The sequence below is a fragment of the Planktotalea frisia genome (genome assembly GCF_001890925.1).
Lineage (GTDB): Bacteria > Pseudomonadota > Alphaproteobacteria > Rhodobacterales > Rhodobacteraceae > Planktotalea > Planktotalea frisia.
On the sequence record NZ_MLCB01000150.1, the window covers coordinates 13,791 to 32,520 of the forward strand.

Sequence of the window (18,730 nt, forward strand, 5' to 3'; positions counted from 1 at the left end):
GTTAGAGGTCCTTTAGAGCGGAATAAGCCGCGCGGTAGCGCGCATGTGTATCGGTGAACGCAGCGATATGCGCGCTCTGTGGTTCGATGGCTTTCTCAATCGGCGGCAGGGTCGCAATCTCGATGCCAGCACCGCTCGCGGCCATCATGCCAAGGCGTGCAGCGCCAAGCGCGGCGCCGAAATCACCCGCTTGGGGTAGCATAAGGGGCAGGTTCAAAGTGGTCGCGATCGCGCTGAGCCAATAGTCGGACTTCGCACCGCCACCAAGCGCAAGCGCGCGTTCAATGACCGTGCCTGTGGAGCGCAAAGCGTCATGGCAGTCGGCAAAGGCGAAGGTCACCCCTTCGAGCACAGCGCGCGCAGCTTCTTTTGCGTCCGTGGCCTGATCCAAGTGAAGGAACTGCCCGCGCATCGCAGGATTGTTGTGAGGCGTGCGCTCGCCACCCAGATAGGGCAGGAAGAGCGTGCGCGCAGGGGCTTGGAGCGGGCCGAGATCTGAGGTTAAGTCAGATGCACTTTGTCCTGTAAGCCGCGAAAGCCATTGCAGGGCGTCGGTCGCCGCTAGGATCACACCCATCTGGTGCCATGTATCAGGGAGCGCGTGACAAAACGTGTGCACAGCACTGGCCGCGTCGGGTTGATAGGCATCAGAAGCGGCGAAGAGAACGCCCGACGTGCCAAGCGAAACGAAAGCATCGCCTTTGCTCACAACACCCGCGCCGATGGCGGAGGCAGCATTGTCACCGCCTCCGCCCGCCACGACGACACCCTTGGGGAGACCCCAATCTTGGGCAAGGGCGTCTAACAATGTGCCAGAACTCTGCGATCCTTCGACAAGACGCGGCATATGTGAGCGATCAAGATCACAGGCGTTTAGCAGATCATCGGACCAATCGCGCTTGGCCACATCCAGCCAGCTTGTGCCCGCAGCGTCAGACATTTCGGCGACATGGTCGCCGATCAACAAAAGGCGCAGGTAGTCTTTTGGCAGCAGGACCTTCGCGAGTTTAGCGAAATTCTTAGGCTCGTTGTTCTTGACCCAAACGGTTTTGGGCGCGGTGAAGCCTGCAAAGACGATATTGCCGGAGAGGTCGCGAAACTGCGGATCACTATCTAGTGCGCTGGCCTCATCAGCAGAGCGTGTGTCGTTCCAAAGGATGCAAGGGCGCAGCACTTTGTCAGCATCGTCCAGCAAGGTCGCGCCGTGCATATGCCCAGCCAAACCAATGCCGCGCACAGCGGAAAGATCAGTCTGCGCAGCAAGGGATTTCATTGCCAAATCAGTCGCGGCGAACCATTGGCTCGGGTCTTGCTCTGACCAGCCATCTTGCGGGCGCGATACGGTCAAGGGGACCGCATGCTCCGCAAGAATGCTCTGATCGTCATCGATCAGAATTGCCTTCAACGAAGACGTGCCAAGATCAAGCCCGATGTACATTTAGGCCGCCGCTTTTGGGTTTTTGCCCATGATGATCATTGAGAGGATATCATCCTCAGTTACATCTTCGACGCGCTCATTGCCGATCAATTGACCGTTTTTCATAACCGCAACACGATCACAGAGATCCATCATTTCTCGCGTATCATGGCTGATAAGGAAAATCCCGAGGCCCTGATTTTTCAGCTCTTTGATGAGCGATGCAACCATTTCTGTTTCATGGACACCAAGCGCAGCTGTAGGTTCATCCATGATGAGAATGCGCGCATTGAAATAGACCGCACGCGCAATCGCGACAGATTGACGTTGACCGCCGGACAAGGCCGAGACAGGTTCTTTGAACTTTTTGAAATTCGGGTTAAGGCGCGCTATGATTTTGCGTGTTTCAGCCTCCATCTGACCGTCGTCTAGAAAGCCTAAAGGCGTGGTGATTTCGCGACCCAAGAACAGATTGCTCGCCGCATCTAGGTTATCTGCAAGCGCGAGAGTTTGGTAAATCGTCTCGATGTTCAGATCGCGGCTGTCGCGCGGGCTGTTGATTGTCGCGGGCTGGCCATCAACATAAAACTTACCGCTATCGGCTTGGTATGCGCCCGAAAGACATTTGATAAGCGTCGATTTGCCCGCTCCGTTGTGGCCCAAAAGGCCAACAACTTCGCCCGGATAGAGATCAAGCGACACACCATCGACAGCGCGAATACCACCGAAGGAAATCGAGATATCACGCATTTCAACAAGCGGGGTTCCTGTGCGTTCGTTAGTCATTGTCAAAACCCCTATTTCGCGTTTTTGCGGTAAAGATTGTCGAGATAAACGGCAAAGACGAGAACCGATCCCACAACAATTTGCTGAATGGATGTGTCAAAGCCGATCAGGACCATGCCAGATTGCAAAGACTGCATGACCAAGGCTCCGAGGATGGCTCCGTAAATCGTTCCGACACCGCCTGCGAGAGACGTGCCACCGATAACAGCAGCGGCAATCACGTAAAGCTCGTCCAGTAAACCCAGCGCATTGGTGGCCGAGTTCAAGCGCGCCGATGCGACAACGCCTGCGAGACCCGCCAGCGCGCCCATTAAAGCAAAGATTTTCAGTGTCATCCATTTCACGTTGATGCCGGCCAGCGCGGCCGCTTCTGGATTGCCGCCAATGGCGAAAACGTTTCGACCAAAGCGCGTGCGATTGACCAAGATTGTCATCAAAATGCCGACTGTCAGCAGGATAAGAACCGGAATAGCGAAGCCGTGGCTGATAAAAAGACCGCCTTCTGGCACTGTAATGTCATTCGCTGCCGCATATTGTTTTACGATCCCTTTTGGCCAAGGGTAAGCATTGACCAAAAGAACCGCCCCAATAATCATTCCGCAAGAAAGGCCACCCACTGTCAACTCGCCCCACATTGGGCGCTTGGCAAAGCCGTGGACCGAACGCTTGCGGCGTCCGTTATAGAGCATGAAAATGACAACTGCGCAGGCCAGAAGACCGACGATCCAGCTGCCTGTGGCACCAATCGTGCCGTATGGGCCACCGCCGAGCAGTTTGAAGGTGTCATCTAGCGGTGAAATCGTTTTACCGTTGTTTGCTAGAAAGGCGGTTCCACGCCAAACCAGAAGACCGCCAAGCGTGACGATAAACGCTGGTATATCACGATAGGCGATGAGCCATCCGTGGAACGAGCCAATCAACGTGCCAAGTGCGATACCGCAAATAGCCGTAATCACCCACATCATTGGATGCCCCAAACCGATATATTGCGGGAAAATTTCAGCCTGCAAAATGCCCATGGTCATGCCGGTGACACCGACCAATGCACCAACTGAGAGGTCGATATTGCGGGTTACGATCACGAGAACCATTCCTGTCGCCATGATCCCGATCGATGAGGTTTGAACAGAGAGGTTCCATAAATTGCGCGGCGTAAGCATCGCGCCAAAGCCTTTAAAGATTAGACCATAAAAATGAAATCCGAGCCAGATGAGAGCCAGCGCTCCAAACATGCCAAGAAGTCGTGTATCAATCTCTGTCCCATTCAGGAACTTTCGGAGGAGGTTCACATTCTGCGCCTTTGGCGCGTGCGGGTCAGAAGACGAGTCGGGTGTGTCAGTCATGATATCATAAAATCCCTGGCTCAAGCGAAGGTGAAGACCTCAACGCTTGCTGGCGTTTTGATTCCTTTTTCAGGATCAGAACGACGTACTTACAACTATGGAGTTGTGGAAAAGAAGAAAGTCAGCGCGCCGCGTGATGGGCGCGCTGACAATGGTTTAGCTTACATGCCGCAACCGTCTACACCGTCCATCGCGCCTTCACAGGCTTGCTCTTTGGAGATGTGACCTGCGTCAATTGCAACACTCAGGTTCGCTTTTGTAAGCGGTGTTGGATCCAGAAGGATGGAAGGAACTGGTGTGCCCTTCTCGCCGCCTGTGAACATGCTTGCACCTTCGATGTCAGTCATCAAAGTGCCCTGAGCCAGAGCGGACGCGATTTCGCCAGCAGCTGTACCGAGGTCTGTTGCGTTCTTCCAAACAGAAACAGTTTGCGAACCGCGTGCAACACGATTGATCGCTGCCAAGTCACCGTCTTGACCGCCCACTGGGATCACAAGACCCTGTGCGCTAAGTGCAGCAACAACGCCGCCTGCCATGCCGTCGTTCTGGGACAGAACAGCGTCGATGTTGTTGTCGTTCGCTGTTAGGATCTGCTCCATGTTTTTCTGAGCATTTTCAGGCTTCCAGCTGTCGGAGAAGTTTTCGCCAGCAATTACGATATCGCCGGATTCAACTGCACCGCCGATGACTTGCATCATGCCCTGAAGCAAGAAACCTGCATTCGGATCGCCTGGATCGCCTTTGATGATCGCGTAGTTGCCTTTTGGTTGAGCTGCAACGACTGACTCAGCAATGATGCGGCCAACACCGACATTATCGAATGTCAGGTAGAACGTACGCTCGTCTTCGATAAGACGGTCATAACCGATCATCGGAATGCCTTCGTTCGCAGCCGCGTCGATTGCTGGGCCGATTGCATCTTTGTCCCATGCGTTGATGATAAGCGCGTCAACGCCTTGGCTCATCAGTGCTTCGATGTCTGTTAGCTGCTTTGCAGAAGATGACTGCGCGTCTGCGGATACATATGTGTTGCCAGCCGCTTCGATCGCTGCAACCATTGCGGCTTCGTCTGTTTTCCAGCGCTCTTCCTGAAAGCTTGCCCAAGAAACGCCGATACGCTTGCCTTCTGCGAGCGCAGCTGAGGTGAAGCCGATCGTCGCGACGATGGCCGCTGTTATAAGTTTATTCATTTTAGTCCTCCCAATAGAACCCCAAGCACCGCTTGAGGACGAGTCATGTGACTCGCATGAAAGGTAACTTGTATCGATTAAATTTGATTTGCAAAATAAAAATTAAAAAATTTTTGGTTTACTTAGTAATATTTTCCTTTTTACTGGATGATCTCGGGTGTACGCTTTTGAAAGTGGTCCGCACACAAGGAATAAATTCATCCAGTGAATTATATCACGCACATAGACCAAACCTTAGGCTGTGGCCCTTTGTTAGCTGGGGATGCAGCGCGTTTGCCGGCATTGCGACAGCAAGTTTTTGAGCGCGTGCGAGCTGCTGGTCGTGCAGCACGTGCTGACATTACGCGATCTTTGAACATCAGCGGGGCAAGCGCAACTACGCTGACGGCTGATTTGATCGATTCCGGGTTTTTACGAGAAGTTGATGAACCTGATCGTGAACATGGGCGCGGCCGTCCACGGGTTGCTTTGGAAGTGGTGCGCGAAGCGAGTTACATGATTGGTATCAAGCTATCGTTCAAGCAACATACCGCAGTGTTGTGTGATTTCGCAGGTGACGTTTTGGTCACCGCGCAATTGCAGACGGCGGGAGCCATTCGGACGCTTGATGCGCTTTTGGATGAGGTTTTTGAGCTATGCCAAATTGTGATCGACAAAGCTGGTATGCAAGAAAGCGATATTGGCGCAGTGGGTCTGGGTGTGCCAGGGATTATAAACCTGTCTGACAACCGAATTAGTTGGTGTTCTTTATTGCACGAAGTAAACGTTGATATCGTCGGTGCGTTCGAGGCAAAATTTCCTGCTCCTATGTTTTTAGATAATGATACCAATATGTTAACTCTTGCTGAGCTTTGGTTCGGCGAGGGGCGCGACAAGACTGATTTTGCGGTTGTCACTATTGAAAATGGCGTCGGGATGGGTGTTGTTCTGAACAACCGTCTTTACCGTGGCACACATGGTGTTGGCCTAGAGCTTGGACATACGAAGGTGCAGCTGGACGGCGCGCTTTGTCGTTGTGGACAAAGGGGATGTCTTGAGGCGTATTTGGGGGACTACGCTTTGGCGCGCGAAGCCTTAACCTTGCTGGGTCATGATAATATTCAGCATAAAAAAGTGGACGAACTGCTCGATCTATTATTTAAAAAAGCAAAGGCAGGGCACCAGCCCTCAGAGATGGTTTTCCAAAGGGCAGGGCGCTTTTTGTCGATTGGATTGTCGAATGTTGTTCAGCTGTTTGACCCGCCTTTGATCATTATTTCGGGCGATTGCATGCGCTTTGATTACTTCTATGCACCCGAGGTGATGGATGAAATGCAACGACTGACTTTGTCGAGCACGCGCGAACCTTGCCAAGTAGAAGCGCACGCCTGGGGCGATGAATTCTGGGCGCGCGGGGCAACGGTTCCAGCGCTTGTGGCTTTAACAGACCGGCTCGTCGGTGGAATTGGGATGGTGCCTGCATGAAACGCGCAGTCTTTGCATGTCTTGCTTTATTGACTGGTACGGCTTCGGCTCAGCCGTTGTTTGAGAACCGTTCTGAAAGTCTGCCAGAGCACATTTATAACGGTGGTTGGGAACACTTTGTTGGTGGTGGTCTTGCGGTGTTTGATTGTGATGGTGATGAACTGCCCGACATTTTTGCCGCTGGTGGCGCGAACCCTGCGCAATTGATGCGCAATAAGGGGGATTTTGTCTTTGAGCGTGCCGATATCGGTGAAATCAAAGGGGTTACAGGTGCCTATCCGATTGATCTTGATGGTGATGGTTGGCTTGATCTGTTCGTCCTTGTCGCGGGTCAGAACCGTATCTTGAAGGGTGCTCCTAATTGCGCGTTTATGGATGCCACGGATGCTTTTAGCTTGCCTGCATCAAATGCTTGGAGCACGGCCTTTACTGCTTGGTGGGAAGGCGACGGTGCACGCCCAACACTTGCCATTGGCAATTACGTTGATCGCGCTGATCCAGAAGGTCCGTTTGAAGCTTGTGACACAAATGAAATTCTCAGACCGTCCGAAAAGGGTTATGTTTCTGAGGTTCTAGAGCCAGGCTTTTGCCCGCTCTCAATGCTTGCTGCAAAAGATTCACGCGGGCGCGATACGTTGCGGATTTCGAACGATCGTCATTATTACGTGAATGATGGGCGCGAACAGATGTGGGACATTAAAGAGCGGCGTTTCTTGGACGAAGCAGACGGTTGGAAGCGCGTTGCGCTTTGGGGCATGGGCATCGCGAGCAGGGATTTGAACGGTGACGGGCTGGATGAGGTGATGTTGACCTCTATGGGAGATCAATTGTTGCAATTCGCTAATCCTGAGGGCGGATATATCGCAGCGCCCTACAGCATTGGCACTTACGCGCATCGCCCGCATGTGGGGGATGAAGGGCGTCCGTCGACAGGTTGGCACGCGGAGTTCGGTGATATCAACAATGATGCGCGCGCTGATTTGTTCATCGCGAAAGGTAACGTGGATCAGATGCCGAGCATGGCGATGCGCGATCCCAACACACTTTTGCAGCAACAAGCGGATGGCACATTCATAGAGATTTCACAGGACGTGGGTGTTGCGACATTTGATCGTTCGCGCGGTGCTGCATTCGCGGACTTTGATCTGGATGGGCGGCTTGATTTGGTCGTGTCCAATCGTCGCGCGCCACTAGAGCTTTACCGCAATGTCACGCCCGACGCTGGAAACTGGATCGCCATTTCGCTGGAACAGGAAGGCGGCAACCGCAATGCGATTGGGTCTGTAATTGAAGTTTCGACACAAGGTGCGACGCAATCGGTGCAACATGTGATCGGCGGCGGTCATGCAGGTGGTCAGTTATTGCCACGCCACTTTGGACTTGGTAGCGCTACACATGCGCAGGTTACTGTGACGTGGCCCGACGGCTCACGTTCGCAAACAGAACTTGCCGTTGGCGCGCGTCACCTAGTTGCCAAGCCCTAACTACGGGTTTTGAACCTCCAAACCACTTGGAACTGTTTCGGGTACCCCCAAGCGGCCTTCGATACTGATAGGATCGGTTAGGGTATCTAAAAAGGCCACCAAGGCCGCGATATCGTCACGCGTAAGCTTGACCGCTTTTACACTCACCGCGCTTGCAATCGCTTCGAGTTGCGCGGGATCATCCAAGACTGTGAAATCCTCTGCTTCATATGGAGGTAAAACAGCTTGATCTCGATCATAGGTGCGTAAACTGGTGGAGGGGTCAGCGTGGCTGGCAATAAATCTGGTTAAATCTGCATGAGCCCCTGCATGACCATAAGGCGCGGTTAAAGCGACGTTGCGCAGTGAGGGTGTGCGAAATGCGTAGCGATCTTGCTCTAGTCCCGTCACGCGAAAGCGACCATCATCGCGGTGGTGATCCTCAAAAGTTGCGGACTTGCCCGGACCAATTTGCGGGGAAGCCATGACGTGGAACTGATGGTCGGTCAAAAATGCGCCCGTGTGGCATGACGCGCACGCGGCGTCGCCGTAAAACAGCCCTAGACCTTTTTGCGCTGCGCCTGCAAGTTTGTGCGATCCTTCTAAAACACGATCAAACGGTGCTGAATCAGAGCGCCACTCAAAGGCAACAAAGGCTGCAATGGCGTTGGAAATATCCGTAAACGCGATGTCGTCGGGTGATGTGATCTCTGGATAGATCGCTAAGAATTGCTCTGAATATTCAGGAATGTTCGCTACACGACGCGAAAGTACATCCCACGCGCCACCCTCACCTGTGATGATCCCTTGGCGGATCAGGCGGCCGATTTCGTTTTCGCGAAACGAACCCGCCATTTCATCACGGCTGAGAACTGGAAACATGGTTTGCGCAGAAAGGATACTGTCGAACCCGACAAGCATATCAGCGCCCATCGGGGTGCGAATGCCGGATGGTTCACTCGGATCCGCTTCCAAACGGCCATCATGAAACAGAACGGTAAATTCCTTGGCACCCAGGTTGAACAGAGCAGGTGAATTTCGAGGGATGCGTTCTTCTGGCATGTTTTTTGGATCGGCGCGTCGCTCTTTGCCAAGACCAATGCCGCCATCGCCGAACGAGAGGGACACAGCATCAGCCGTGCCGAATGCGGGATGATGACAGGTGGCGCAAGAGACGGTTTTGTTGCCAGACAGAATGGGGTCGTAAAACAAAAGCTGCCCGAGTTTCGCTTCATCCAAGTTTATTGGTGCGAAGTCCGCGTCGCTAAGCGGTGCTGGCAAAGGCCCTGCCAAAAGCGACGTTGTTGTGAGCAGCAAAGCGGCAAATGTAATACGTGTTTTCATGGGTTTAATCATAAGACAGCGCAGCTGGCCGAGCAACAGAATTGGTCCTGATAAGAGTGCTTATTCAGACCAAACAACGCGAAATCCATGATGCGTTGTTGCGCTGTCAGGGGATGTACCCGAGCGCGCGGCGATGCGGTAGCGAAAGCAATACGAGGCGTGGCACAAGAAAGACCCACCTTTGGATAATTTGAACCCTTTCATATGGGCCAATCGCGCGCGCACGTTCTTTTTAAGCGATTTGATCGTGTAAGCGTCTGATGTCCATTCCCAGACGTTGCCAACAAGATTGTAGAGCCCGATGGTGTTAGGCTCGAACGATTTTGCCGGGGCTGTTGTGAGATAGCCATCACGCGCGCTGTTGATCTCTGGAAAGCGACCTTGCCAGATGTTGCACGGAAAATGGTCAGTGTCGTTGGGCAGCGCGTCACCCCAAGGAAATTTCACATCTCCTAGGCCGCCGCGCGCCGCATGTTCCCACTCAGCCTCTGTGGGCAAGCGCCCACCGACCCATGTGCAATAGGCGCGCGCATCGTTCCAAGAGATCTGCACGACAGGATGGTCGGGATGCCAAGTGTCTGCCTGAGTTTCTGGCCCATTGATATCGCGCCAATTTGCGCCATCCACGCGTCGCCACCAACGCGCTTCTGGGACGGCTTGGGTCATCTCGATGGTTTCGGGAACCTGCGCCCAAAAGACAAATGACCAACCGATCCGTTCTGCTTCGGTGACGTACCCTGTGGCATCGACGAAGGCTTTGAACTCGGCGTTTGTTACTGTCGTTGCGCTGACGCGAAAGGATCTTATGCGGGTCTTGCGCAGGGGTGTTTCCCCATCGTTCGCGATGCCTGCCCTCGCCGTTCCGACCAAACCTGTACCGCCCTCTGCCGCGATAGCTGCGTCTCTTAACTTGGCTGCGATGACTGGATCCAGCGCGACTTGCGCGTCTATAATTTGAGAGGTCGCAGGCCGGTTCGGTGTGCAGCAAGTTGTGGGTTTTTCAATGGTGGTCATGTGGGTCAATCCTAGCGTCCGTCCACTTTAGATCGAAGTTTAGCCTTGCGACAGGGATATTTAGCCGCTTTGCTGCGTAGACGGTAAAAGCAAGGAAATCCTTATGGCACAGCTCGCTCCGCTTGATGAGACGATTACGCTTAATCAGCTAAATCGCGATCCGTTCCCGATTTATCAACGTTTGCGTCGCGAGGCTCCTGTTGTGCGGATCAAATCGGCAGGACGCACGTTTGTGACCAAAGCCGAGGACACAAAATACATCAAAGATACGCCTGAAATTTTCAGTTCCAACGATCCCAACACTCCGATGGAGCGCGCGTTTTGGGCGCAAACATTGATGCGTAAAGATGGTGAAGAGCATGCGCGCGAACGTGGTGCGATGGCACCATCTTTTGCACCCAAAGTGATCAAGCAAGACTGGCTGGCAGAGTATCAAAAGATCGCAGAGGCTTATGTCGCACGATTGCCGCGTGGAGAAGTGGTTGATTTGTTTCATGTTTTATCTGGCGCCTTCGCGGCGCGAGGACTGGCAATTTTGCTCGGTATGAACGAAGCGAGCGATGAAGAGATGATGGAATGGTCGCAAGCGCTTATTGATGGTGCTGGCAATTTCGGCTGGCAGGACGCACCATTCGAGCGCGCGGATGCAGCAAATCGTGGGATACACGCGCTGCTGGACCGGTTGCAAAAACGCCATCTGGATGCGCCGAATAATTCTGCGTTCTCGGTGATGCTCAACGCTGAAAATCCGATCGCGCAAAAGCAGATGTACGCAAATATCAAGATCGCGATCGGCGGCGGCATCAATGAGCCGCGCGACGCGTTGAACACAATTTTGTACGGACTTTTGACGAACAAAGACCAGCTCGAAGAAGTGAAGCGTCAGGGGGATTGGGACAAAGCGTTTGAAGAAGGTGTGCGTTGGATCGCGCCGATTTCGGTCTCTTCAAGAGTGGCGCGCGAAGATACGGTGCTGCGCGGTTGTATGATCCCGAAAGGCGACACTGTCATGACCATTCAGGCGAGCGCCAATCGCGACGAGGATATCTATGAAAACGGCGAAGTTTTTAACGTCTATCGCAGCGAAAAAGGGCATCAATCCTTCGGCAATGGTCCCCATTTTTGCCAAGGTATTCACGTGGCGCGGCGGGCTGTGGGGCAAATCATGCTGCCCACGTTGTTCGAGCGTTTTCCCGATATGGAATTGCCGGATCCTGCTGCAGTAAAGTGGCATGGTTTCGGATTTCACGGCGCCACTTGTTTGCCTGTACTGCTTAAGTAGTTGGTGCGCTTAGGATGAGATCTAAGAACTCTGCAAACTCGGGTGCGTCCAAGAGATCAAAGTGGTTACACAAGTTTTCCAATCGGTTAGCTCGGATTCCTCCAAGAATGCTATCAGCGAACAGATGAAACTTTTCGCTGATTTCCTGGTCTGACGCAGGCTGATCCACATCACCGCGCGGCGTCATGGGCGGGCCTTCGAACCGACGACCATCTAGGGTTTCCAGTGTCACAGCCGCCCAGCGTTTTTCTATGCTGCGGGCTGTCATATCATCGTCGTCAATCAATGTGGTCGCGCGGCTTATGCGCAGGATGTTAGCATCGTTCAGCGTTTCTGGTGTCAGCTCATCCGGCCCGATCTTGCCCCTCGCAATCATCGCAGCGACGGGGAAGGCGATGGAATAGCTGAATTCATCGAGCGTTTTTGGCTCATAGCCCGCAAGACGTGTCGCGTAGTGAAAGGTGCGTATCTCTATCTTCGCGATGTCGCTGTGATGAAGGGCATTGTCCGTCATCAATTTTTGCGCCCCATCGATCGAGGAGTGCGCCCAGCGACAGCAAGGATAAAGCTTGTAATGTGTGTGTTCGAGCGTCAGCCAACGTATGCCAAGATCGTCCCAAAAGGGTGCTGCCTCTTTGCTATCGCAGGTCAATGCAGGCGCACCAGTAAACCCTTCGCGTGCAAGATATGCAGCGGTTACGCCAGAAGGCGCACCCCAACCGACGCCGTCACGCAGCATGGTCGGGAAGTCGATACAACGCATCATTTGACTGCGCGGCCCATGATATTCACCGATGCCAGCGGCATGGCGTATTTGCTCTGCGTCGCACCCAATCATGCGTGCAACAACTGCGGCAACGCCGACAGCGGTCCACGCGCCGGAGGTATGATAATCAGGGCAGGTCGCGTGCTGCACTTGTCCTGCGCGGTAGCTGATTTCATAGGCGAGGGCGAGCCAGATCGCGAAATCCTGACCGGTGATCTGTCTGCCATTCTGACGCAAGCTATCCGCAACCGCGAGCAAGGCGGGAAAGATCGCAGAGCCTGCGTGACCTTTATTCGGCGTGGTTCCGTCATGTGCATCAATGCTGTCGATCATGAATGCGCCCGCCATTGCCGCACCGGCTGGGCTAAGTGAACGACCATCCATGAGCACACGACTACCCCCAGCAGTGCCTGCGCCAAACAGTGCCAAAGCCCCGCGCCGCGCGATATGCGACATTTCTGTCTGCGAGCCAATTGCTGCGACGCCTAACGTGTCGAGAAAACTGCGCCTGAGCAATTTGATCATGTCTTCGGGAAGGTCATCGAATGCTAGATTTGTCGCAAACGTGGCGAAGTCTTGTGTCATCAAGTGACTCCCAATTATTCTGAAACGACACTGGGCTAACTTGCTTTTATGGCGCAAGCCTCTAGTTCAATTCGCATGAGCAAAACAATCTTACTCCCCGAAGCGCATGTCAGCGAAATTGTGCAAATGGCGCTGTCTGATCATGTGAGTTTTACGGATATCCAACGCGAGTTTGGGATCGGTGAAAAGCAGGTGAAGGCGCTGATGCGTGATACGTTGAAAAGCGGTAGTTACAAAGCGTGGCGTCGGCGTGTACGCAGCTTTGGCGATCGTCGTGCCACGTACAAATAGCTTGCACTGAGCGCGATACGTGAAACGATAGGGCATGTCGAAAAAGACCCTCAATTCTGCAAACCTTGAAGCGCTCGGAGCCGAACGCTTGGCTGACCTCTTGATGGAGGTCAGCGCGGGCAGTGCGGACATCAAACGCCGTTTGCGATTTGAGTTGGTGCATAACTTGGGCGCATCCGAACTGGCGCATGAGGTGCGCAAACGCTTGGTATCGCTGCGTAAATCCAAAAGCTACGTGGGTTGGCGCAAACGCAAAGCGTTTATCAAAGACCTCGACATTCAACTATCGATGATCACGGATAAGATCGCGCCAAATGAGCCGACTTTGGCGTTTGATCTTTTGTGGGATTTCATTGAGATGGCTCCGCCCATTTATCAACGCGTAGATGACAGTCGCGGTGGCGTGGGCGAGGTGTTTGAGCAAGCATTGGAGCGGATCGAGGGCATCGCCCCGCGTGCGGTGCTTGACCCCAAAATGCTCGCGGATCGGGTGTGGCTTGCGCTTCAGGACAATGATTACGGACAGTGGGATGGCGTTATTTCATTGACGGCTGATGCATTGGGCGAAGTCGGTTTGGGCCTCTTGCGCGCGCACGTAGAGGCGCATGCAGAAGAACCTGTCGAGCAAGACGCGCAGGATCATGACGCCATTCGCTTTTTGCGCCAACTGCGCGGTGGCGAGAGCTATGAAGCGGATCGCAAAGCGGCGTTTGTCAGAGATTTATTGCAAGAAATAGCCGCGGTGAGCGGTGATACCCAAGCTTATACCGAGCAGTATTCCGAAGCGGATTTGAAACAGCCAGATATCGCAGCTGAGGTGGCGCAGCTGTGGATAGAAGAGGGCAAAGCACAGGACGCTTTGGAGTTGCTAGAGGCAGCCGACGCGTTCGTGAGCGGAGCTGAAAAGCAAACTTGGGACAGTGCCTATCTTGCTGCATTAACGTCGCTTGGGCGCGAAGATGACGCGCAAACGCATCGTTGGAACTGCTTTGAGGCAAACTTGAACCCAGCACATTTGCGCAGCTATCTCAAAGGCTTGCCCGATTTTGAAGACGTCGAGGCAGAGGACAAAGCGAAGGCGTATGTCTTGAGCTACCAAAACATCTCAACTGCTTTGGAGTTCTGCCTTCAATGGCCTGATCTGCTCACCGCGGCTCAACTTATCCAAACGCGCCCGCGCGAAATTGACGGTGATCGCTATTTTCAATTGGCCCCTGCGGCAGAGCAATTGCGCGGACGATACCCGTTAGCGGCGACGCTTTTGTGGCGCGCGATGATTGACTTCGCGCTAGATCATGGCCGCGCGTCCAGATACGGGCATGTTGCGGATCATTTGGCCGATTGCGTGTCCGTAGATGGTGACATCACCGAATATCACGGGTTTGATCCCCATGATATCTATCTGAAAAAGCTGGAAAAGCGTCACGAAAGAAAGATTGCTTTTTGGGAAAAGGTGAACGCCTAGCTTTTGCCGTGAAACGCATCAATGCGCGCGACTTCGTCCTTGGAGCCCATGATCACAGGCACACGTTGATGGTGCGACGTTGGCGTGACGTCCAGGATGCGTTGCGTTCCAGTTGAGGCGCTGCCGCCCGCTTGTTCAACGATAAAGCCCATCGGGTTGGCCTCATACATCAGGCGCAATTTACCGCCCGTTGCGCGGTTTCCCTCATCCATTGGGTACAAAAAGACACCGCCGCGCGTCAGAATGCGGTGAATATCCGCGACCATAGAGGCTGTCCAACGCATATTCGTATTGCTGCCACGCGCACCGTCTACGCCTGCAAGGCATTCATCGAAATAGGCACGGATCGGTTCGTCCCACAGACGATAGCGCGAGGCGTTGATCGCAAACTCACTCGTCGTTTCAGGAATTGTCATGTCTTTGAATGTCAGGCGGAACTCGCCCGTACCTTGCTGGTGCGTGAAACCATTGACGCTGTGACCTGTGGTAATGACCAGTGATGTGGACGGACCATAGACTGAATAGCCCGCGCAAATCTGCTTGCTCCCTTTGATCAGCACCGACGCATCAGTGCTGGTATCAATTGGCTCTGCGATCTGAACGATCGAGAAAATTGATCCGACCGAAAGGTTCACATCGAGGTTGGATGAGCCATCAAGCGGGTCGAAATAGACGATGTAATCGCCTGCTTTGGTTTCCTTTTTGAGCCAATGCACTTCGTCCACTTCCTCTGAGACGAGCGCGGCCACGCGGCTACAATTGCTGCAATGACGGATGAACTCTTCGTCTGCGATCACGTCGAGCTGTTTTTGATCTTCGCCTTGGATGTTGGTGCTGCCTGCAACGCCAAGGTTGCCTTTAAACGCACCGTCACGCACGTGGTTTGATATGATCGCGCACGCCGTGGCGATATCTTCGAGCAGGAAGACCAGATCTTTCTCAAGACCTTCATTGCGGTAGTCGTGCAGCAGGAATTGGCGGAAGGTCATGTTGGTTTCGAGCATTTGGTTTCTCCTGCGGCGATTAATGTAGCGCTTTTACAGAGCTTTATCACACGCCGCGCGCGTGTCACGCTTGCAGTTGCTTAAAGGTGCGTGGCAAAAAGGAGTATGAGTGCTCCGATCTTATACAGTTTTCGACGTTGTCCTTATGCAATGCGCGCGCGGCTCGCGATTGCTTCTGCGGGTTTGCGTCCTGAACACCGCGAAATTGTGCTGCGTGATAAAGCGCGCGAGTTTCTTGCCGCTTCACCCAAAGGCACAGTGCCTGTGGTGGTCGATGGTGAACGTGTGATTGAGCAATCTCTTGATGTGATGCGCTGGGCTTTGGGGCAGAATGATCCTGAGGGTTTGCTGGATTTGTCTGAGGATGCGCTTGGGTTGATCGAACAATGCGATGGTCCCTTCAAAGAGGCGTTGGATCGCACGAAATACGTGAGCCGCTACGGCTCTGACCCTGACGCTGAACGCGCGAATGCGCAGGTGTTTCTTGATCTCCTCGGTACGCGATTGAGCCAAAACCAGTATCTTTGCGGTGCGAAGATCACACTGGCAGATATCGCGATATTTCCATTCATTCGGCAGTTTGCCCACATTGATCGTGCGCGATTTGATACGGATGCGCCAGAAAGTCTGCGCAATTGGCTCGATGCTTTCCTAACATCCGAACGGTTTGCTTCAATCATGCAAAAGTATCCCAAATGGGAGGCGGGTGATCCTTTGCTTTGGTTCGGGGATATGCAAGCCTAGCAGAAATACCACGACATCAGGAGTGACTATGAGCATCGAAGTGCGTCAAACGAGCCCAATTGAAGGTCAAAAACCCGGAACTTCGGGCTTGCGAAAAAAGACACGCGTCTTCATGGAGCCGAATTACTTGGAGAATTTTATCCAAGCGACGTTTGATGCGATTGGCGGGGCTGCTGGTAAAAGTTTTGTGGTTGGCGGCGATGGCCGCTATTTCAACAAAGACGCAATCCAGATCATTCTGAAAATGGCAGCTGCGAATGGCGCGGCGCATGTAACGGTCGGGCAGGGCGGTATTTTATCGACACCTGCTGCGTCGCACTTGATTCGATTGGGTAAAGCTGATGGTGGTTTTATTCTGTCGGCAAGCCACAATCCCGGCGGCATAGATGAGGACTTTGGCGTTAAGTATAATGGCCAGAATGGTGGCCCTGCGCCGGAAGGGTTAACAGCGAAAATCTTCGATGCAACGCTGAATATCAAAGAGCTGAAAATAGAGCAGAGCGCCGATTTGGATCTCGAAGTATTAGGCCAGCAGAGCCTTGGTGCGATGCAAGTGAACGTCGTTGATCCGGTGCACAGCTATCAAGAGTTGATGGAAACGCTGTTTGATTTCAACGCGATCCGGGAGATGTTTGTGGGCGGCTTCAGCATGCGTTTTGATGCGATGCACGCTGTCACCGGACCTTATGCACATGCGATTTTAGAGGATGCGTTGGGTGCTGCCAAAGGCACGGTTGTGAACGGTGTCCCGCTTGAGGATTTCGGCAAAGGCCATCCTGATCCGAATCCGATTTGGGCCAAGGATTTGATGGATTTGATGATGTCTGACACTGCGCCAGATATTGGTGCCGCGTCCGACGGTGACGGTGATCGCAACATGATTGTTGGCAAAGATGCTTATGTGACGCCCTCCGACAGTCTCGCGATTTTGGCGGCCAATGCGCATCTTGCACCGGCCTATGCCAAAGGTCTTGCTGGGATTGCGCGCTCTATGCCGACGAGTGGGGCGAGTGATCGTGTGGCCGAAAAGCTTGGTATCGGTAGCTATGAAACGCCAACGGGGTGGAAGTTTTTCGGCAATCTGCTGGATGCTGGAAAAGTCACGCTTTGTGGCGAAGAAAGCGCGGGAACTGGATCTGATCACGTGCGCGAAAAGGATGGGTTATGGGCGGTTCTGTTGTGGCTCAACATCTTGGCTGTGCGCAAACAGTCGGTGAAAGAGATCGTGACAGATCATTGGCAGACTTTCGGACGCGACTATTATTCGCGCTATGATTTTGAGGCCGTGGCCAGCGACAAAGCAGATGCGTTGATGAGTGCTTTACGCGGTAAGCTTGCTGATTTGGCGGGCCAAAGCGTGGCAGGTTTAACTGTCAAAAGCGCTGATGATTTTTCCTACAACGATCCTGTCGACGGCTCAGTGAGCAGCAATCAAGGGGTTCGCGTGGCATTTGAAACGGGTGCGCGTGCTGTTTTCAGACTTTCGGGAACGGGGACCGAGGGCGCAACGCTCAGGCTTTATCTTGAGCAATATTCCGGCAGCGACGGTGCGATTGATCTGGACCCGCAGGATGCGTTGAAAGACGTGCGAAATGCAGCTTTCGCTTTGAGCGATATGCAGGCTATGATCGGCAGAGTTGAGCCGGATGTGATCACCTGAGCACGCCGCGTTTGAACTGAGGTTGAGGAGGCGCGATGCCTGTCTTTTTGCACGGATTATCGACAGCGCTCCCACCGCATGTTTTGACGCAGGACGAAGTGCGCGAGCGCGCGGGCATTATCTTTGGCGCGAAATATCCGCAGTTTGAGCGCCTCTCGAAAAGCTTTGCGACAGCGGGAATTGATCGGCGCTATTCCGTTGTACCGATTGATTGGTTCTCTGAGGAACACGGCTGGGTCGATCGCAATGTCGCCTTCATCGAGGGAGCAAAAGCCATGTTCCTTGATGCGGCACGCTTGGCATTGTTGAACGCAGGTTGGCAAGCCGAAGAGGTGGATTGCGTCGTCACAGTTTCTTCCACGGGGATCGCGACGCCGACGCTAGAAGCGCAGGTTTTCAGCGACATGGGGTTTCGCGAGGATATCATGCGCGTGCCTTTGTTCGGCTTGGGGTGCGCCGGCGGCGTGACGGGCCTTTCTGTGGCGCAGTCTTTGGCAAAGGCGCGTGAAGGGGCGAAAGTACTTTTGGTGGTGATCGAAACTTGCTCGCTCTCTTTTCGCGCAGACCGCTTACAAAAGGCTGACATCATCGCGACCGCGTTGTTTGGCGATGGTTCTGCTGCAGCGTGCTTGAGCACAGATGCAACCGATGGAAAAACACGGGTTGAACTGGGTCAAGGCTATCAAAAGATGTGGCCAGATACGCTGTCCATTATGGGTTGGGATGTGGATGAAGCTGGTTTTGGCGTGGTGTTTGATCGCTCGATCCCGACCTTTGTGCGGAACGAATTTGCAGCTGCTACGCGAGGCGCATTAGATGCGTCGGCGCTAAAGCATGACGAGATTGATCGCTATACCGCTGCTACCCCAAAACCCGAATTTTTTCATGGGTTATGACGCGGAAATTGTCTGA

Annotated in this window: 16 protein-coding genes; 8 read left to right on the forward strand and 8 right to left on the reverse strand. The window is 53.5% G+C overall.

Annotated elements, in window-relative coordinates:
* Position 1: 1 nt before the first annotated feature.
* The 4 genes from xylB to PFRI_RS12605 all read right to left on the reverse strand — a co-directional run bounded on the left by xylB (position 2) and on the right by PFRI_RS12605 (position 4,736).
* The gene (gene xylB, locus PFRI_RS12590) at positions 2 to 1,438 is read right to left on the reverse strand and encodes a xylulokinase (protein ID WP_072631057.1); all 1,437 of its coding nucleotides are present in this window, start codon (positions 1,436 to 1,438) and stop codon (positions 2 to 4) included.
* Positions 1,439 to 2,203, reverse strand: coding sequence for an ATP-binding cassette domain-containing protein (locus PFRI_RS12595; RefSeq protein WP_072631058.1), 765 nt, complete (start codon positions 2,201 to 2,203; stop codon positions 1,439 to 1,441).
* Between the two features lie 11 nt (positions 2,204 to 2,214).
* A complete protein-coding gene (locus PFRI_RS12600) occupies positions 2,215 to 3,546 on the reverse strand; it encodes a sugar ABC transporter permease (protein WP_072631059.1) in 1,332 nt (443 codons plus the stop codon).
* Between the two features lie 161 nt (positions 3,547 to 3,707).
* Positions 3,708 to 4,736, reverse strand: a complete 1,029-nt coding sequence (locus tag PFRI_RS12605) for a substrate-binding domain-containing protein (RefSeq protein WP_072631060.1) — start codon at positions 4,734 to 4,736, stop codon at positions 3,708 to 3,710.
* Positions 4,737 to 4,940: 204 nt separating this feature from the next.
* On the opposite strand from PFRI_RS12605, the gene PFRI_RS12610 reads away from it, so the two are divergent.
* Both PFRI_RS12610 and PFRI_RS12615 read left to right on the forward strand, forming a co-directional pair.
* Positions 4,941 to 6,200 (forward strand): ROK family protein, encoded by a 1,260-nt coding sequence (locus PFRI_RS12610; RefSeq protein WP_245812374.1) that lies wholly within the window; start codon positions 4,941 to 4,943, stop codon positions 6,198 to 6,200.
* Positions 6,197 to 7,684 carry a CRTAC1 family protein gene (locus PFRI_RS12615; RefSeq protein ID WP_072631062.1) on the forward strand — a complete coding sequence of 496 codons (1,488 nt, stop codon included), beginning with the start codon at positions 6,197 to 6,199 and terminating at the stop codon, positions 7,682 to 7,684. The genes PFRI_RS12610 and PFRI_RS12615 overlap by 4 nt, the downstream gene beginning before the upstream one ends.
* Here PFRI_RS12615 and PFRI_RS12620 read toward each other — a convergent pair whose 3' ends face one another.
* Positions 7,685 to 9,007, reverse strand: coding sequence for a cytochrome-c peroxidase (locus PFRI_RS12620; RefSeq protein ID WP_072631071.1), 1,323 nt, complete (start codon positions 9,005 to 9,007; stop codon positions 7,685 to 7,687).
* 60 nt (positions 9,008 to 9,067) lie between these two features.
* Positions 9,068 to 10,021 (reverse strand): formylglycine-generating enzyme family protein, encoded by a 954-nt coding sequence (locus PFRI_RS12625; RefSeq protein ID WP_072631063.1) that lies wholly within the window; start codon positions 10,019 to 10,021, stop codon positions 9,068 to 9,070.
* Between the two features lie 103 nt (positions 10,022 to 10,124).
* On the opposite strand from PFRI_RS12625, the gene PFRI_RS12630 reads away from it, so the two are divergent.
* A complete protein-coding gene (locus PFRI_RS12630) occupies positions 10,125 to 11,303 on the forward strand; it encodes a cytochrome P450 (RefSeq protein WP_072631064.1) in 1,179 nt (392 codons plus the stop codon).
* Here PFRI_RS12630 and PFRI_RS12635 read toward each other — a convergent pair.
* Positions 11,296 to 12,654 carry an MmgE/PrpD family protein gene (locus PFRI_RS12635; RefSeq protein WP_072631065.1) on the reverse strand — a complete coding sequence of 453 codons (1,359 nt, stop codon included), beginning with the start codon at positions 12,652 to 12,654 and terminating at the stop codon, positions 11,296 to 11,298. The genes PFRI_RS12630 and PFRI_RS12635 overlap by 8 nt on opposite strands.
* A 75-nt stretch (positions 12,655 to 12,729) precedes the next feature.
* Here PFRI_RS12635 and PFRI_RS12640 point away from each other — a divergent pair, with 75 nt between their 5' ends.
* Both PFRI_RS12640 and PFRI_RS12645 read left to right on the forward strand, forming a co-directional pair.
* Positions 12,730 to 12,945: a DUF2805 domain-containing protein gene (locus PFRI_RS12640; protein WP_072631072.1), complete on the forward strand. Its 216-nt coding sequence runs from the start codon at positions 12,730 to 12,732 to the stop codon at positions 12,943 to 12,945.
* A gap of 34 nt (positions 12,946 to 12,979) precedes the next feature.
* The gene (locus tag PFRI_RS12645; protein ID WP_072631066.1) at positions 12,980 to 14,410 is read left to right on the forward strand and encodes a DUF6880 family protein; all 1,431 of its coding nucleotides are present in this window, start codon (positions 12,980 to 12,982) and stop codon (positions 14,408 to 14,410) included.
* Here PFRI_RS12645 and PFRI_RS12650 read toward each other — a convergent pair.
* Complete coding sequence (locus PFRI_RS12650; protein WP_072631067.1) at positions 14,407 to 15,414, reverse strand: class 1 fructose-bisphosphatase; 1,008 nt, start codon at positions 15,412 to 15,414, stop codon at positions 14,407 to 14,409. The genes PFRI_RS12645 and PFRI_RS12650 overlap by 4 nt on opposite strands.
* Positions 15,415 to 15,519: 105 nt before the next feature.
* Between PFRI_RS12650 and PFRI_RS12655 the strand changes: the two genes are divergently transcribed.
* The 3 genes from PFRI_RS12655 to PFRI_RS12665 are packed head-to-tail and all read left to right on the forward strand — an operon-like array spanning position 15,520 to position 18,714.
* Positions 15,520 to 16,158 carry a glutathione S-transferase gene (locus tag PFRI_RS12655; protein ID WP_072631068.1) on the forward strand — a complete coding sequence of 213 codons (639 nt, stop codon included), beginning with the start codon at positions 15,520 to 15,522 and terminating at the stop codon, positions 16,156 to 16,158.
* 28 nt (positions 16,159 to 16,186) lie between these two features.
* The gene (locus tag PFRI_RS12660) at positions 16,187 to 17,818 is read left to right on the forward strand and encodes an alpha-D-glucose phosphate-specific phosphoglucomutase (protein ID WP_072631069.1); all 1,632 of its coding nucleotides are present in this window, start codon (positions 16,187 to 16,189) and stop codon (positions 17,816 to 17,818) included.
* A gap of 35 nt (positions 17,819 to 17,853) precedes the next feature.
* Positions 17,854 to 18,714: a type III polyketide synthase gene (locus PFRI_RS12665; RefSeq protein WP_084649684.1), complete on the forward strand. Its 861-nt coding sequence runs from the start codon at positions 17,854 to 17,856 to the stop codon at positions 18,712 to 18,714.
* The last annotated feature ends 16 nt before the right edge of the window (positions 18,715 to 18,730 follow it).

What these genes read in the sequence shown, in the direction of transcription:
- xylB (WP_072631057.1), bottom strand. Translation starts at nt 1,438, where the DNA reads ATGTACATCGGGCTTGATCTTGGCACGTCTTCGTTGAAGGCAATTCTG.
- PFRI_RS12595 (WP_072631058.1), bottom strand. Translation starts at nt 2,203, where the DNA reads ATGACTAACGAACGCACAGGAACCCCGCTTGTTGAAATGCGTGATATC.
- PFRI_RS12600 (WP_072631059.1), bottom strand. Translation starts at nt 3,546, where the DNA reads ATGACTGACACACCCGACTCGTCTTCTGACCCGCACGCGCCAAAGGCG.
- PFRI_RS12605 (WP_072631060.1), bottom strand. Translation starts at nt 4,736, where the DNA reads ATGAATAAACTTATAACAGCGGCCATCGTCGCGACGATCGGCTTCACC.
- PFRI_RS12615 (WP_072631062.1), top strand. Translation starts at nt 6,197, where the DNA reads ATGAAACGCGCAGTCTTTGCATGTCTTGCTTTATTGACTGGTACGGCT.
- PFRI_RS12620 (WP_072631071.1), bottom strand. Translation starts at nt 9,007, where the DNA reads ATGAAAACACGTATTACATTTGCCGCTTTGCTGCTCACAACAACGTCG.
- PFRI_RS12625 (WP_072631063.1), bottom strand. Translation starts at nt 10,021, where the DNA reads ATGACCACCATTGAAAAACCCACAACTTGCTGCACACCGAACCGGCCT.
- PFRI_RS12630 (WP_072631064.1), top strand. Translation starts at nt 10,125, where the DNA reads ATGGCACAGCTCGCTCCGCTTGATGAGACGATTACGCTTAATCAGCTA.
- PFRI_RS12635 (WP_072631065.1), bottom strand. Translation starts at nt 12,654, where the DNA reads ATGACACAAGACTTCGCCACGTTTGCGACAAATCTAGCATTCGATGAC.
- PFRI_RS12640 (WP_072631072.1), top strand. Translation starts at nt 12,730, where the DNA reads ATGAGCAAAACAATCTTACTCCCCGAAGCGCATGTCAGCGAAATTGTG.
- PFRI_RS12645 (WP_072631066.1), top strand. Translation starts at nt 12,980, where the DNA reads ATGTCGAAAAAGACCCTCAATTCTGCAAACCTTGAAGCGCTCGGAGCC.
- PFRI_RS12650 (WP_072631067.1), bottom strand. Translation starts at nt 15,414, where the DNA reads ATGCTCGAAACCAACATGACCTTCCGCCAATTCCTGCTGCACGACTAC.
- PFRI_RS12655 (WP_072631068.1), top strand. Translation starts at nt 15,520, where the DNA reads ATGAGTGCTCCGATCTTATACAGTTTTCGACGTTGTCCTTATGCAATG.
- PFRI_RS12660 (WP_072631069.1), top strand. Translation starts at nt 16,187, where the DNA reads ATGAGCATCGAAGTGCGTCAAACGAGCCCAATTGAAGGTCAAAAACCC.
- PFRI_RS12665 (WP_084649684.1), top strand. Translation starts at nt 17,854, where the DNA reads ATGCCTGTCTTTTTGCACGGATTATCGACAGCGCTCCCACCGCATGTT.